Genomic DNA, 14,225 nt, shown 5'->3' with positions numbered 1-14,225 from the left:
CCAATAAACATTAACCATCGTCTATTGGAGACACCAAAATGAACACTCAAAAGATTGTAGGCCTGGTACTGGAAGGCGTTGATAGCCTGGGCTTCAAGCTGGACGAGATGGGCATCACCAACAAGCTGAACCGCCATAACATCGCAGCTTTTTTGATGGCAGAACAGAAGCACCTGGAAGGTGAATGGGACAGTCTGCAGGCAAAAGTTGACCGACGCCGTTCACAAATCGAGCATCTGACCCAACACGTAGAAAACCGTGCCGACGCGATTTTAAGCCCTGTGCTGACACACGTTAATCGCTTTCGTGCCAGCCACTGAAATCATGCCTGAGAGCCCGCGGATGAACCAAGCTCATCTGCGGTCTCATTCTGCTCAATCTGAGTAGCCTTTATACGCTTCCTTACACCGGTAAACGCCGGCATCCTGACCGCAACGGTGAGCCCCGGCGGATCGTCTTCCGGGGCAGTGTCTTCCAGAAAAATCTCGCCCTGATGGATTTCCGCCACGGCACTCACCAGACTAAGGCCCAGCCCGTTGCCCGGTAACGAACGACTCTTGCCGACCCGGTAAAAGCGCTGAAACACCTGATCTTTTTCACTATCGGGAATCCCGATGCCAGAATCCTTGACCTCAAATACCGCACTGGCCCCCTCCTTACGCACCACCACAATAATGGCACCGTGTTCCGGGGTGTATTTAATGGCATTGTCGATCAGATTGCTTACCATCTGGAACAACAAATCCCGGTCGCCTTCAATCATCACGCCGGTTTCCAAAGACTGGCTGAAGTCCTGCTCTTTATCTTCCGCCAGCGCTTCATAGAGTTCACAGGCATCGCTGACCAACTCATCCAGCGACACGACTTTCATATCAGCCGAATTACCCCGGGTTTCCAGGCGGGCTATGCGCAGCAAAGCGTTGAAAGTCGCCAGCAGCTGGTCCGCTTCTGAAACTGCGCGACCCACTTGTTCGCGGGCTTCGTCGTTATCAACGGATATCAGAGTTCTTTCCAACTGGTTCCGAAGGCGCGTAAGTGGAGTGCGGAGGTCATGGGCAATGCTGTCGGATACGTGTCGAATGCCTTCCATCAGAGACACGATACGGTCAAGCATCTGGTTCAGGTTTTCGGCAAGCTGATCAAAATCGTCGTCTGTACCGCGGGTGGGAATTCTTAGCGACAGATGGCCATTCATTATTCGACGAGAGGTATTATTAATTATTTCGATTCGCCGCGTAGTGCTTCGGCTCATCAGAAAGCCACCGAGCAAGGCCAGCGCCAGAGTAATTCCCATACCCCAGTTGATAGCACCTTCGATCACCCGTTTGAGATTGGTCAGGTCATCAACATCACGGCCCACCAATAAACGAAGACCGCCCTGCACATCAAAGATACGGGCGCGCGCCAGTCGCTCTGGCCCATGCCAGCCAACAGCTGAGTCCAGAGTAAAGTTAATCCAGCCGCTTTCTGCTGAACGGCTACCTTCCGGCCAGGCCTCAATGTTGCCCGCAAGTTTCAGAAGATCATCCGTGGTAAGAAGATAAACAGATTTGGCGTTCGGATCACGGGCTACACGTTCCCGAATGATGGTGATCAGCCCGTTTACGCCGCGCCCCCGATACTGCTCCGCCAAGCCTGCAATTTCAGCCTCAATGGTTTCATCGGTTTGGGCGGTCATGAACCCAGCTGTGCGCCAGTATATAAATGCCAGAAGCAAAAATACCGAGGTGGCAAACACCACCATATACAGCAGCGCCAGCTGGAAAGAGGACGTTCTAAGCTGACTAAGCAGTTTCACGCAACATGTATCCTGCACCCCGAACCGTCTGCAACAGGGGAGTATCGAATTCCTTATCGATTTTGGCGCGCAGGCGACTGATGTGCACGTCGATCACGTTGGTTTGCGGATCAAAGTGATAATCCCAGACCTTTTCCAGCAGCATAGTACGGGTAACCACTTGGCCGGCATTACGCATCAGGTATTCCAACAAACGAAATTCCCGCGGCTGAACATCAATGTTCTGGCCGGAACGCTTGACTGTGCGAGCCAGCAGATCCATTTCCAGATCTGCCACTTTCAGCACAGTTTCCGTTTCTGCAGCCTGCCGGTTACGACGAATCAAAGATTCGATTCGGGCCAGCAATTCCGTGAACGAAAACGGCTTGGTGAGATAGTCGTCACCGCCACCACGCAAACCTTCGACCCGGTCGTCTACATCACCCAGAGCACTAAGGATAAGAACCGGCGTCTGGTTACCCGTCGCCCGTACAGTTTTAATGATGGAAAGGCCGTCCATGCCCGGCAGCATGCGATCGACAATCATGATGTCGTATTCTTCACTTGCCGCCATCATCATGCCGTCTTTACCGTCGGCAGCGTGATCCACCACGAAGTCAGATTCCTTCAGCCCCTTTAACAGGTAACTTGCTACATCCTGATCGTCTTCGATTACCAGTGCTTTCACCGGTGTGTCCTCCTGATAGCGGAATACATTACCTGTAAGGTTACGAATAACAGGTAGAGCGAGCCAGTTACGATCTTGTAAGAGGGTGTCGCCTCTGGCGACGGTCAAACTAGACCTTGAACCAACCCAAGGTGTGCTCGGTCACTGCTGAAGGCCTGTACTCTGCGCTGGCCCAGCCTTTGTAACCCATTTTATCCAGCGCAGCGAAAACATTCGAAAAGTTAATTTCTCCGGTTCCGGGCTCGTGTCGGCCCGGATTATCTGCAAACTGTATATGCGCAATCCACGGCAACAAACACTCCATGGACCGGATAACATCCCCTTCCATGATCTGCATATGGTAGATATCGTACTGCAGGCGCACATTATCAGCATCCACTGCGTCAATCAGCGCCATCACTTTACCGGTAGTATCCAGCATGAAACCGGGCATATCTACGCGGGAATTGATGGCTTCGAGACATAAGGTCAGCCCAGCTTCCGAAAAAACCTCAGCGGCATACTGAACATTTTCGGTCAGGGTATTCCAGGCGTCTTCCTCGCTCAGCTCTTCCGGCTTCACTCCGGCCAGACAATTCAGCTGCTTGCAGCCCAATGCCTTTGCATAAGCAATGCCCTGATCGACGCCAGAGCGAAATTCTTCAACCCGGTCCGGCAAACAGGCAATCCCACGCTCCCCGGCCCCCCAATCTCCTGGTGGCAAGTTGAACAGTACCTGTTCCAGCCCATGTGCCTCCAACTCAGCCGCAATCGATTCTGCGGGCCATTCATAAGGAAACAGATACTCAATCCCGGTAAACCCGGCAGCCCGAGCCCTGGCAAAACGCTCAAGAAACGGTACTTCCGTGAACAACATGGATACATTAGCCGCAAAGCGGGGCATGGCAACCTCCTGATTCAGCAGACTATTATTCTTTAGGCCCACGGCCCAGAGAACCCATCAAGGTACTGTTCATATGCTCGAGCTCCAGCAGCAATCCGCTGTGATCTACATCACTATGACCATTCGCCACTAGAGACAAATACTCATTATGAACCTGCTGCGCCAAAGGCAAGGTCAGACCTTCTGCGCGAGCCTCATCCAGAATCATCCGCATATCCTTCAGCTGAATCCGCGACGGCGCACCCGGGGCAAAGTCCCTGTCAATCATCCGCTGACCATGCAGTTCCAGAATCCGACTCCCGGCAAACCCTCCCATCAACGCTTCACGAACTGCCGCAGGATCTGCACCACCCTTAGCTGCCAGCAACAATGCCTCAGACACTGCACCAATAGTAATCCCGACAATCGCCTGATTCGCCAACTTAGCCAGTTGCCCCGCCCCAACCGGGCCTATACGAGTGCATTTGCCCAGCACATTGAACACAGGCAACGCCCGGGCCACATCGTCCTCGGAACCACCCACCATAATACTCAACCGCGCTTCGGCCGCACCGACAGTTCCTCCGGACACCGGAGCATCCAGATACCCAGCCCCCTTCTCCGCCGCCAACGCAGCATGGCTACGAGCCACCGAAGGTTGCACTGAGCTCATATCAATCAGCAGTGCTCCGGCCTTCAACGCTGCAATCCCGCCTTGCCCCACCAACACATCATCCACTACCTGTCCGTTCTCCAGCATGGTGATAACGACATCGGCATCAACGACGGCTTCGGCAGGTGACCGGGCAATCGTTGCCTCTTCAGCAAATGGCTCGCATTTACTCCCGGTGCGGTTCCACAACGTCATTGGATAACCTGCATTCAGCAGGTTTCTGGTCATGGGTGAGCCCATCAGACCAATACCGAGAAAAGCGATACGAGGAAGCTCTATGTTCATCTTCTGGAATCCCACTCAAGTATTCGAATGAAGGGGTTGGAAAGCGCGTTCCAACCCCTTCTGCCCCAAGGCATGTTTTGTAACAGGTGCGTCGATTATACAAACAAAAACGCCACCAGCCGCGAAACGGTGGTGGCGTTTTCAAACACTCAAACTAAAAGAACTGCTAGGCTGCTTCCGTCATCTGAGCCTTAATCTTCTTCATGGCATTCTTTTCCAGCTGCCGGATCCGCTCAGCAGAAACACCATACTTATCCGCCAGCTCATGCAACGTCGACTTACTGTCTGTCAGCCAGCGCTCTCTCAGAATATCCTGACTACGCTCATCCAGCATGCTCAGAGCCTGCATAAGGCGGCCGTTTGAATCTTCGGACCAATCGGAATTCTCCAACTGCACCGCCGGATCAGCACGACGATCTTCAAGGTAATGCGCAGGAGCCTGATACGCCGTGTCGTCATCATCGTCCATCGGCCCATCAAACGAGGTATCGCGAGACGCCAGGCGACCTTCCATCTCACGAACCACCCGGGGCTCAACGCCTAAATCTTCGGCTACTGCTTTGAGCTCATTGTGATTCAGCCACAACAGTTTCTTCTTCTGACTACGCAGATTGAAGAACAGCTTACGCTGAGCCTTAGTCGTTGCCACTTTCACAATGCGCCAATTGCGTAAAATGAACTCGTGGATTTCTGCTTTGATCCAGTGCACGGCAAAAGAAACCAGACGCACACCATATTCCGGGTTGAAGCGTTTAACCGCCTTCATCAACCCGACGTTACCTTCCTGAATCAAGTCAGCCTGAGCCAGACCGTAGCCGGAATAACTCCGGGCAATATGAATCACAAAACGCAGATGAGAAAGTACCAGTTGGCGTGCAGCCTCCACATCACCATCATAGTAAAGCCTTTCTGCCAGATTTTGCTCTTCATCCACGGTAAGAATCGGAATGCGACTTGCCGCCTGAATGTACGATTCAAGATTCGCACCCGGAACCAGTCTGTCAGCCAGCTGTAAACTCGTACCCATGCATTAACCTCCGAACCTGACGGCCGTAAAATATATCAATTAAGCGTAAGACCGCCAAGATCTTGATAAGTTCCCGAGAATTCCAGTAAAACGTTAATTATCAACAATCTGGAAAACCCACCGTGCTTTTCTGACTTTTGCGCTGCAGCATCAAGCTACGCCAGAATCGGCCCTCTATTCAATACGGTATTGCCCTGACAGATCACCCGCCCGCAATTTCGCCTGGCTCTATGTCGTCCAAGTGGCGCTTCACTGCCACCCAGGCACCTGACCAGCCTAACAGCATTGCGATGATTATCAATGCAACTGCACCCTCAAAGCCCAAACCCTGCAACGAAAACTCACTCTGGTATAAACCCGCGAGCCGTTCAATCGGACCACTCAACCACCACAAAGATATCTGAATCAGCAACCAGGCAACGAGACCGCCGCCCAAGCCAAACCATGCGCCAGCATACAAGAAAGGCCGACGCACAAAGGCATCGGTGCCACCTACCAGCTTTGCCACCAGGATTTCATCCCGGCGATTTTCAATAGCCAGGCGAACCGTATTTCCGATCACCAGAATAACCGCAGCACCCAGAAGTATCGACAAGGCCCACACAGCTCTGGCCAAAATGTCGGTCATCGCGTTCAGGCGCTGCAACCAACCAAGATCAACCTGAACCTGATCCACACCTTCAATACCTTCAATATAAGTAGCCAGAGCCCGCACGCCTTCTGCAGTGCGAGCGCTGTCTTCCGGCGTGATAAGCAAGGTATGCGGTAACGGATTTTCACCCAGAAAGTCCAGCGCATCACCGAGCCCCGACGACGCCCGGAATTCCGCCAAAGCCTGATCACGTTCTACCAGCGCAACCGCTGTAATACGGCCATCGTTACCAACTTCAGCCGCTAGTTCACGAGCCTGTTCCGCAGTGACATCCATTGCCAGATAAGAGGTTATCCGGGCACCGCTCTCCCACCCAACACTCACACCCTGCAAGCTGGCCAGCAATAGCAGCAGTGCAACGGGCAAGGCCAGCGCAACCCCCATTACCGCCCAGGTCATCAGGCTGGACACGGGCGTTTTCAGGAGGCGCCGGGCCGAATCCCGGGCCACCTTCCGGTGATGATCCAGGTAGCTTCTGGCCTGCGCATTAATTGGAGACTTCGTTTGTTTCGCTGCCCCTCGCGGGTTGTCAGTCCTTTGTCGTGGATCAGCGGCCATTCAGACCTCCTGCCACAGACGAACCGCCACCAGCAATCAACTCACCCTGATCCAGTGTCAGGCGTCGCCGACCCATTTTATTTATCAGTGCAATGTCGTGGGTAGCTATCAGTACAGTCACCCCAACCTGGCTGAACTCGGTAAATAGTTGCATGATGTCCGCTGACAACTCCGGGTCCAGATTACCGGTCGGCTCATCCGCCAGCAATACCGGCGGTTTATTCACCACAGCCCGGGCAATGCCCACTCGCTGCTGCTCACCGCCCGATAATTGCATGGGGTTCATTTTTTCTTTACTCAACAACCCCACTTTATCCAGAGCTGCCCGCACCCGACGGCCAATATCATTTGGCGACACCCCCATAACCTCAAGCGGCATTGCCACATTGTCGAATACCGTGCGATCAAACAACAACTGGTGATTCTGAAAGACCACACCAATATGCCTGCGAATGTAGGGAATCTGGCGCTTGGGCAGACTGTTGAGCTGCTGCCCGCCAACCACTACTTCACCAGCAGTTGGCCGCTCCATAAGCATAATCAGCTTTAACAGGGTGCTTTTACCCGCCCCAGAGTGACCGGTCAGAAACGCCAGTTCGCCCCGCCCCAGATGAAAACTCACCTGACGCAGGGCGGTATGGTCGGTATCGTAGCGCTTGGTAACCTTGCGGAACTCTATCATCTGGGGTTGTGGCTCCCGGGCCAATATATCAGTCGTCGAACAAGGCGCTTACAAAGGTTTCGGCATCAAAGCTGCGCAGGTCTTCAGCCTGCTCGCCAACGCCAATATAACGGATGGGCAATTGCAACTGACGCGCAATAGCAAACACGATACCGCCTTTCGCGGTGCCGTCCAGTTTCGTTAAAGTAATACCTGAAACACCCACCGCCTGCTGGAACACCTGCGCCTGGCTCAAAGCATTCTGGCCTGTACCCGCATCCAGCACGAGCATAACCTCATGGGGTGCAGACTCATCCAGCTTTTTCATTACCCGAACGACCTTGGTCAGTTCGTTCATCAGGTTATCTTTGTTCTGCAAGCGCCCGGCCGTATCAGCAATCAGAATATCGGTACCCCGGGCTTTAGCCGCCTGAATGGCGTCGAAGATCACTGAAGCGCTATCGGCACCAGTATGCTGGGCAATAACAGGAACGTCATTGCGCTCACCCCAAACCTGAAGCTGTTCAACCGCAGCGGCACGGAAAGTATCACCGGCGGCCAGCATGACAGACTTACCTTCATCCTGAAATTTACGGGTCAGCTTTCCAATAGTGGTGGTTTTACCAACGCCGTTTACGCCAACCATCAGAATGACATAGGGCTGTTTGCCTGCATCAATCTCCAACGGCCTGGCAACATCTTTGAGCAGACTGTGCAGTTCGTCCCGCAGGGCTTGGCGTAAAGCATCGCCATCTTTCAACTGGTTACGCTCCAGCTTCGCGGTCAAGGCATCAATGATTTCAGACGTTGCTGTTACACCTACATCCGCCATCAGCAGTGTGGTTTCGATCTCTTCCAACAGGTCTTCATCAATTTTTTTACCGACGGAAAACAGGTCTGCCAGACCGCCAGCCAGGCTTGCCCGGGTTTTACCCAAGCCCTTCCTGATACGTTCAAAGACGCTAATCTGCGGCTCTGGCTCTGGCTCTGATTTTACCGCCGGTTCGGAAACAACCTCAGGCTCAACAACCACTGGTGTTTCAGGCTGAAGTTCGGCGGCCGGTTCACCCGTTTTGTCCCCGGCTTCCGGTGCTGGTGCAACCGGCGCCGGGCCCGTTGTAATGTCAGGTTTGCGCTGTGGCACAGGCCTGGGACGAGGAATCCGTTTGCGATTGCCGGCTACATCCAGCAAAAAGAACAGAACAAGAAGGGCCAACAGGCCAATTGAAATCCACTCTGCCGTCATAGTCTTACCATCTGTCTGAAAATGGGCGGGCGAAATAAAGCGGACATTCTAACAGACTGCCCGCCCTAAGTGATGTGTCGGACGGTTATCGCCAGCCGTCGCCTTTCCGGTACTATGGCGCACTTATATCAACTCATCCAAAACTCCGGAGCAGACTATGGCGAGACGCAAACCAGGCCCCAGAAAATCCGGCGCTGGCGCTTCAGGAAACGCCGGGCAACATGGCAGTGGTGAGTTACGCATTATTGGTGGCGATTGGCGTAGCCGTAAGCTGCGTTTTCCGAATGCCGGCGGCGTTCGCCCCAGCCCAGCCCGAATCCGTGAAACCCTGTTTAACTGGCTGAGTTATCATCTGGCAGGAAGTGACTGCCTGGATCTGTTTTCCGGTTCCGGAGCGCTGGGACTGGAAGCATTGTCTCGTGGCGCAGCACAAGTAACACTGGTTGACCACACGCCAGCTCTGGCGCAGGCCCTTCGGGAAAACTTAAGGCTCCTGAAATCCGAAAAGGGCACCGTGATTTGCCAGGATATCGAACGCTTCCTGAGCCACCGCCAGCAAGCACCCTTCGATATTATTTTTATGGACCCACCGTTCCGCCAAGGGTGGCTTGATAAATTGTTCCCATTGCTGGAATCAGAACATTGGGTGAAGCCCCGCGGCTGGATATATGTAGAGCATGAAAGCGAGCTGCGCACCCTGCCAGCCCCCGCCAGCTGGGAGCTACACCGACAAAAAACGGCCGGCCAGGTTACTTACAACCTGTATCGAGTGAAGGCCGAACCGGAGGAGGAACAAACCTACTCCACCCACGTACGTTCGCCTTAAACGAATAAAGCCCGGATGACATTGTCATCCGGGCTTTATTCAATACCGCTCCATATCAGGCGGGGCGCAAAGAGTATGCTCTCAAATGGGCAGAAAACTCTTCCAGGTACCGAATGCCACTGGCTTCGGCATCTTTACACCATTCCAGCAATGCCTGCAGTTTTTCCTGCGGTTTCAATCCACGCTGACGCCACAGAGCCTGCAATTCCTGATTCTTTTCATAAATTTGCCGCAAGATCTCATTACGCTCTAACAATGTATCCAGATGTACTTTCTCCCGCGGCTTAATAAGCGCCTCTTCACGGTACAAAAGCCGTTTCAGCTTACGGTACAGCGGTCGGATTTCATCGTCCATCAATGTCCGCTGCTGGCGCAACACCGGTTCCATCACTCGCTTACGATACTGGCGCATAATGTCGAAACGATTATTGGCAATGGCCTGCACAGTTTCCACATCTACTTCTGACTTGCCCGGTACATAGTGAGCGATCGGGCGGTAACCTTTTGGCTTGGCTAAACCAAACAACTGGAACAAACGGATATAACCCCAACCAACATCCACTTCAAACCAGCGCCGGGAAAGCTTGGCAGAATTTGGGTAGGTATGATGATTATTGTGCAGCTCTTCACCACCAATCCAGATACCCCACGGTGAAATATTGCGTGCATTATCTGCACACTCGTAGTTCCGGTAGCCCAGATAATGGCCAATGCCGTTGACAACGCCAGCCGCCCAGACCGGAATCCACATCATCTGAAGTGCCCAGATCCAGATGCCATTCACACCGAATAACAACAAATTGATAATCGCCATGAGCGTAATGCCCAGGTACTTGTGCGGGGTATATACCTTACGTTCGATCCAGTCTTCCGGCGTACGCTGGCCATAACGCTGAAGAATTTCCGGTGTGGCGGATGCGGCATACAACTCCGCGCCTTCAAAAAGCACTTTGCGAATACCCAGCACAACAGGGCTGTGGGGATCTTCTTCGGTTTCACATTTGGCATGGTGCTTACGGTGGATAGCTGTCCACTCCTTGGTGTTCTGGGCCGTAGTCAGCCACAACCAGAAACGGAAAAAGTGTTTCAGTACCGGGTGCAGATCCAATGCATTGTGGGCCGAATGGCGATGCAGATACAGCGTTACGCTGACGATGGTGATGTGCGTCATCACCAGAGCAGCTGCAATCAACTGCCATACAGAAAGGTCTAGCAGACCGTTAAACCACATAAAATTTCCTCAAAAATCAATCATCTTCGAAAAGCGGCACGGTTGAAATTTCGCGGGCACTCGAAGGTGGGATGTACAACTAACACTTTAGCTTACAGGTGTACGCTTGAACAACTATGTTTGGCTGACTTTTAGATACTGTCTACACTAATCGCCCTGAGAAGCAGCCGTTCGTGGAGGCCCTGTGCCCGAATTACCTGAAGTAGAAACCACCCGCCAAGGCATCGCGCCACACTGCGAGGGACAAGCAATAACGAAAACACTCATACGGAACGGGAAGCTACGCTGGCCAGTACCTGAAGACCTTCCTGACCGACTTCAGGGACAAACCATCCGATCCGTTGATCGCCGGGCAAAATATTTATTTCTTCACCTTGATGGGGGGACTGTTATCGTCCACCTGGGCATGTCCGGAAGCCTGCGTGTAATTACGAACAACGCCCCTGCCGACAAACACGATCACGTAGAACTGACCCTGGAGAATGGCCGAATTCTTCGCTTCAACGATCCCCGGCGCTTTGGCTGCTGGCTCTGGGCCGATGATTGCAATACTCACCCCCTGATTAAAAACCTCGGCCCCGAGCCCTTATCAGACGAATTCGGCGGAGCTACCCTGTACCGGCTGTCGCGAAACAAGCAAACACCTATCAAATCGTTCATTATGGATAACCATGTGGTGGTCGGCGTCGGCAACATATATGCCAATGAGGCCCTGTTCAAAGCGGGAATTCATCCAAAACGCAAGGCGGGGCGCATCAGCCTGGACCGCTATCACAAACTGGCCGAGGCAATAAAAGAAACCCTGAGGGCGGCCATCCTGATGGGAGGCACCACACTTCGGGATTTTGTGAACAGCGATGGCAAACCCGGGTACTTTGCACAATCGCTGCTGGTTTATGGCCGGGGCGGAATGGCGTGTGCCGAATGTCACGTCGGCCTGAAAGAAATACGCATGAATAACCGATCTACTGTTTATTGCCCTCGCTGCCAGCGTTAACCGTCTAAACAATTCGTGCGCCACAACACTTTTCGCCGAAAATCCGTTTGAAAATGCAGCAATATGATTCATAGTTAACGGAGTATTAATGACTATGCGCTACAATCAAGCCCGTCATTTTTTGCCTGCAGATATTTCGGAGTAGATATTCCGGTTATGCCGGGCCGATTCGTTCAGGAGAGAATAACCATGATTCGCAAGATTTCCCGTACAATGGTGGCAACAATCGCCGCTTGTTTACTGGCCTTTTCTTCCTTGGGCCATGCCCGGGCGATTGACGAAAGCCCATCAGCACTCGCCATGACAACGGATGCTGTAATCCTGCGCCCAGCACTGCTGGCAACCACCATTGTGGGCGCTGCAGTTTATCTGGTTTCTCTGCCGTTTTCGGCCTTGGGCGGCAATGCCGGGGAAGCAGGCAAAACTTTAGTTGTCGGCCCGGCCAAAGCCACGTTTGTGCGCTGCCTGGGCTGCACCATCAGTGGGCGCAAGCAAGAAACCGTTGAACAATCCAACAACTGACAGCCCGGCGTTATCGGTATAATTCCGTCTTGCCAGAGCCCAGAATCTAAGGCAGCCTGAAGCAAATTCTTCAGGCTGTTTTTTTTATGGTGGATTGGTCAACGCTCGACACTGTGTTCCTGGATATGGATGGAACACTGCTGGATCTGCATTTCGATTCTCATTTCTGGCTTGAGCACTTGCCGAAACGCTATGCGGAGCAGTTCAACCTTCACCCCCAACAGGCGAAGGATCAACTGATCAGCATGATTATGGCAGAGCGGGGAACCCTGAACTGGTATTGCACCGATTACTGGAGCGACCGGCTCTCCATCGATATTACCCGATTGAAACAGGAAGTAAGCGAGCGGATTGGCTACCGCCCCCATGTTCAGGATTTTCTGACCTCGATACGCCATGCCGGGCTTCATTCTGTAATTGTAACCAACTGCCACCCGGACCCACTGGCTCTGAAGCTGAACCGAACCGGCCTGGATCAACAGGTAGATATGATCATCTCCAGCCACGACCTGGGCCACCCCAAAGAAGACCAGAAGTTCTGGCAGAAACTGGTGGACAGGGTGAGCTACCGGCCTGACAGAACGCTGATGATAGACGACAGTTTCCCCGTACTTGAGAGCGCCCGGCAGGCGGGAATTGGCCAATGCCTTGCCATTCTGGCACCCGACAGCACCCAGGACGCCACCCCTCATCACCCAGAGATTCCGGGCATTCTTCATTTTGATGAAGTTCTGCCCAGCCTACGGTCACACCTGATACTGCCATCAGAATGACCAGACAGCTATAATTCACCGAGTGACAGCAAGAGCCACCCTGAGGAGACCCCGGCAGGTGAGGAGATATGAAGGCAACAAACACTGACGATCAGAAAGTCCGGCTCGATAAATGGCTGTGGGCTGCCCGTTTTTACAAAACCCGTTCTCTGGCCAAGGCAGCCATTGAAGGCGGCAAAGTCCACTACAACAGCCAGCGAACCAAGCCCGGCAAAATCGTGGAGTCTGGCGCAAAAGTCACACTACGCCAGGGCTGGCAGGAAAAAATCGTCGTGGTCGATGATATCAGCGACCGCCGCCGGGGGGCCCCGGAAGCTGAGAAGCTGTACCACGAAACGGAAGACAGCACGAAAAAGCGGGAGGAGCTGGCCTGGCAACGTAAAACCATGCAAACAGCCCAATTGCCGCCGGCGCGTCGACCCAGCAAGAAAGACCGCCGCAATATACAGCGATTCCGGGAAGAAAACGGCCTGTAAGCTATTCCAGCCGTGCGCTCACAATTCCGATATCGACGTTTGTATTCCTATGCCTTGATGGCACAGACACCCAATTGACCGACAGCTTCAGGAGACACCATGGCATCCCGAGACCAGTTTCAGCGTTTTATCTTTGAGCACAGCCAGGTTCGGGGTGCCTGGGTGCAACTCGGTGACAGTTTTAATGAAATCACCAATCAGGCACCCTACCCGGCCTCAATCCGCCAACTATTGGGCGAATCTCTGGTCGCCAGCGTGCTGTTAAGCAGTACCCTCAAGTTTCAGGGCACAGTGTCACTGCAGGCGGCCGGCGAAGGCGCATTGCGTACCTTGATGTCCGAGTGCAGCCATGACCGGAATATTCGCGGCCTTGCCCGCTTTGACGAGCAAGCCATGGGTGACCACTCTCTGCACGAGCTTTTAGGTGAGGGCCGCATGGCCATTACCATTACCCCGGATCAAGGCCAAAGATATCAAGGGGTTGTTCCGCGGGAAGCAGACACTCTCGCCGGCTGTCTGGAAGAGTATTTTGAGCGCTCCGAACAGCTTTCCACCAGCCTGTTTCTGTTTGCCAACGAAGAGTCGGCTGCCGGGCTTCTGCTGCAGAGGCTGCCAGGGCACACCGAAGAGGACGACGATTTGTGGAATCGGGTTAACCATCTGGCCCGCACCGTTGAGGCTGACGAACTGCTGAACCTCGACAGTGAAACCCTGCTTCACCGCCTGTTCAATGAAGAAACCGTCAGGCTGTTCGACCCCGAGCCTGTGACCTTCCATTGCAGTTGCTCCCGTGAACGCACTCTCAACGCACTGGAAGCGATAGGCAAGGAAGAGTGTTACAGTATCCTCGACGAACAAGGCAGCATCAATATGGATTGCCAGTTCTGCCATGCAAACTATCAATTCGATAGAAACGATATTGACCACCTTTTCACCGGTCATACGTTACACTAGTACTGACTTAACGTACC

Annotated in this window: 16 protein-coding genes; 7 read left to right on the top strand and 9 right to left on the bottom strand. The window is 53.3% G+C overall.

Annotated features, from left to right (window positions below; all coding sequences use genetic code 11):
* Window positions 1–38: 38 nt before the first annotated feature.
* Window positions 39–320 (top strand): hypothetical protein, encoded by a 282-nt coding sequence (locus ABYA77_RS01680; protein ID WP_372964195.1) that lies wholly within the window; start codon window positions 39–41, stop codon window positions 318–320.
* Window positions 321–322: 2 nt separating this feature from the next.
* Here the strand turns inward: ABYA77_RS01680 and ABYA77_RS01675 are convergent, their stop codons facing one another.
* From ABYA77_RS01675 to ftsY, 8 genes are all read right to left on the bottom strand, one after another.
* Window positions 323–1,798, bottom strand: coding sequence for an ATP-binding protein (locus ABYA77_RS01675; RefSeq protein ID WP_372964194.1), 1,476 nt, complete (start codon window positions 1,796–1,798; stop codon window positions 323–325).
* Window positions 1,785–2,465 carry a winged helix-turn-helix domain-containing protein gene (locus ABYA77_RS01670; protein ID WP_372964193.1) on the bottom strand — a complete coding sequence of 227 codons (681 nt, stop codon included), beginning with the start codon at window positions 2,463–2,465 and terminating at the stop codon, window positions 1,785–1,787. Before ABYA77_RS01670 ends, ABYA77_RS01675 begins: the two co-directional genes overlap by 14 nt.
* A 109-nt stretch (window positions 2,466–2,574) precedes the next feature.
* Window positions 2,575–3,348, bottom strand: a complete 774-nt coding sequence (hyi, locus tag ABYA77_RS01665; protein ID WP_372964192.1) for a hydroxypyruvate isomerase — start codon at window positions 3,346–3,348, stop codon at window positions 2,575–2,577.
* Between the two features lie 25 nt (window positions 3,349–3,373).
* A complete protein-coding gene (locus tag ABYA77_RS01660) occupies window positions 3,374–4,285 on the bottom strand; it encodes an NAD(P)-dependent oxidoreductase (RefSeq protein WP_372964191.1) in 912 nt (303 codons plus the stop codon).
* Between the two features lie 166 nt (window positions 4,286–4,451).
* Window positions 4,452–5,312: an RNA polymerase sigma factor RpoH gene (gene rpoH, locus ABYA77_RS01655; protein ID WP_372964190.1), complete on the bottom strand. Its 861-nt coding sequence runs from the start codon at window positions 5,310–5,312 to the stop codon at window positions 4,452–4,454.
* 202 nt (window positions 5,313–5,514) lie between these two features.
* Window positions 5,515–6,522, bottom strand: coding sequence for a permease-like cell division protein FtsX (gene ftsX / locus ABYA77_RS01650; protein ID WP_372964189.1), 1,008 nt, complete (start codon window positions 6,520–6,522; stop codon window positions 5,515–5,517).
* Entirely contained in the window at window positions 6,512–7,204 is a 693-nt protein-coding gene (ftsE, locus tag ABYA77_RS01645; protein WP_372964188.1) for a cell division ATP-binding protein FtsE, read from the bottom strand. The genes ftsX and ftsE overlap by 11 nt, the downstream gene beginning before the upstream one ends.
* A gap of 28 nt (window positions 7,205–7,232) precedes the next feature.
* Window positions 7,233–8,429, bottom strand: a complete 1,197-nt coding sequence (ftsY, locus tag ABYA77_RS01640; RefSeq protein WP_372964187.1) for a signal recognition particle-docking protein FtsY — start codon at window positions 8,427–8,429, stop codon at window positions 7,233–7,235.
* 157 nt (window positions 8,430–8,586) lie between these two features.
* Here ftsY and rsmD point away from each other — a divergent pair, with 157 nt between their 5' ends.
* Window positions 8,587–9,255, top strand: coding sequence for a 16S rRNA (guanine(966)-N(2))-methyltransferase RsmD (gene rsmD / locus ABYA77_RS01635; RefSeq protein ID WP_372964186.1), 669 nt, complete (start codon window positions 8,587–8,589; stop codon window positions 9,253–9,255).
* A gap of 55 nt (window positions 9,256–9,310) precedes the next feature.
* Here the strand turns inward: rsmD and ABYA77_RS01630 are convergent, their stop codons facing one another.
* Entirely contained in the window at window positions 9,311–10,486 is a 1,176-nt protein-coding gene (locus tag ABYA77_RS01630) for a fatty acid desaturase (RefSeq protein ID WP_372964185.1), read from the bottom strand.
* 184 nt (window positions 10,487–10,670) lie between these two features.
* Here ABYA77_RS01630 and mutM point away from each other — a divergent pair, with 184 nt between their 5' ends.
* From mutM to hslO, 5 genes are all read left to right on the top strand, one after another.
* A complete protein-coding gene (gene mutM / locus ABYA77_RS01625; protein WP_372964184.1) occupies window positions 10,671–11,483 on the top strand; it encodes a bifunctional DNA-formamidopyrimidine glycosylase/DNA-(apurinic or apyrimidinic site) lyase in 813 nt (270 codons plus the stop codon).
* A gap of 189 nt (window positions 11,484–11,672) precedes the next feature.
* On the top strand, window positions 11,673–12,005 hold the full coding sequence (locus ABYA77_RS01620; RefSeq protein WP_372964183.1) for a hypothetical protein: 333 nt from the start codon (window positions 11,673–11,675) through the stop codon (window positions 12,003–12,005).
* Between the two features lie 86 nt (window positions 12,006–12,091).
* On the top strand, window positions 12,092–12,778 hold the full coding sequence (gene yrfG, locus ABYA77_RS01615; RefSeq protein ID WP_372964182.1) for a GMP/IMP nucleotidase: 687 nt from the start codon (window positions 12,092–12,094) through the stop codon (window positions 12,776–12,778).
* A gap of 68 nt (window positions 12,779–12,846) precedes the next feature.
* Window positions 12,847–13,254 carry a ribosome-associated heat shock protein Hsp15 gene (hslR, locus tag ABYA77_RS01610; protein ID WP_372964181.1) on the top strand — a complete coding sequence of 136 codons (408 nt, stop codon included), beginning with the start codon at window positions 12,847–12,849 and terminating at the stop codon, window positions 13,252–13,254.
* Between the two features lie 99 nt (window positions 13,255–13,353).
* Window positions 13,354–14,208 carry an Hsp33 family molecular chaperone HslO gene (gene hslO / locus ABYA77_RS01605; RefSeq protein ID WP_372964180.1) on the top strand — a complete coding sequence of 285 codons (855 nt, stop codon included), beginning with the start codon at window positions 13,354–13,356 and terminating at the stop codon, window positions 14,206–14,208.
* Window positions 14,209–14,225 lie beyond the last annotated feature (17 nt).

The organism is Marinobacter sp. (assembly GCF_041595835.1).
Classification (GTDB): Bacteria; Pseudomonadota; Gammaproteobacteria; order Pseudomonadales; family Oleiphilaceae; genus Marinobacter.
This window is presented reverse-complemented; position numbering and strand designations above follow the sequence as displayed.

Excerpts from the sequence above, each read along its gene's own strand:
- ABYA77_RS01680 (WP_372964195.1), top strand. The coding sequence starts at position 39 with ATGAACACTCAAAAGATTGTAGGCCTGGTACTGGAAGGCGTTGATAGC.
- hyi (WP_372964192.1), bottom strand. The coding sequence starts at position 3,348 with ATGCCCCGCTTTGCGGCTAATGTATCCATGTTGTTCACGGAAGTACCG.
- ABYA77_RS01660 (WP_372964191.1), bottom strand. The coding sequence starts at position 4,285 with ATGAACATAGAGCTTCCTCGTATCGCTTTTCTCGGTATTGGTCTGATG.
- rpoH (WP_372964190.1), bottom strand. The coding sequence starts at position 5,312 with ATGGGTACGAGTTTACAGCTGGCTGACAGACTGGTTCCGGGTGCGAAT.
- ftsX (WP_372964189.1), bottom strand. The coding sequence starts at position 6,522 with ATGGCCGCTGATCCACGACAAAGGACTGACAACCCGCGAGGGGCAGCG.
- ftsE (WP_372964188.1), bottom strand. The coding sequence starts at position 7,204 with ATGATAGAGTTCCGCAAGGTTACCAAGCGCTACGATACCGACCATACC.
- ftsY (WP_372964187.1), bottom strand. The coding sequence starts at position 8,429 with ATGACGGCAGAGTGGATTTCAATTGGCCTGTTGGCCCTTCTTGTTCTG.
- rsmD (WP_372964186.1), top strand. The coding sequence starts at position 8,587 with ATGGCGAGACGCAAACCAGGCCCCAGAAAATCCGGCGCTGGCGCTTCA.
- ABYA77_RS01630 (WP_372964185.1), bottom strand. The coding sequence starts at position 10,486 with ATGTGGTTTAACGGTCTGCTAGACCTTTCTGTATGGCAGTTGATTGCA.
- ABYA77_RS01620 (WP_372964183.1), top strand. The coding sequence starts at position 11,673 with ATGATTCGCAAGATTTCCCGTACAATGGTGGCAACAATCGCCGCTTGT.
- yrfG (WP_372964182.1), top strand. The coding sequence starts at position 12,092 with ATGGTGGATTGGTCAACGCTCGACACTGTGTTCCTGGATATGGATGGA.
- hslR (WP_372964181.1), top strand. The coding sequence starts at position 12,847 with ATGAAGGCAACAAACACTGACGATCAGAAAGTCCGGCTCGATAAATGG.
- hslO (WP_372964180.1), top strand. The coding sequence starts at position 13,354 with ATGGCATCCCGAGACCAGTTTCAGCGTTTTATCTTTGAGCACAGCCAG.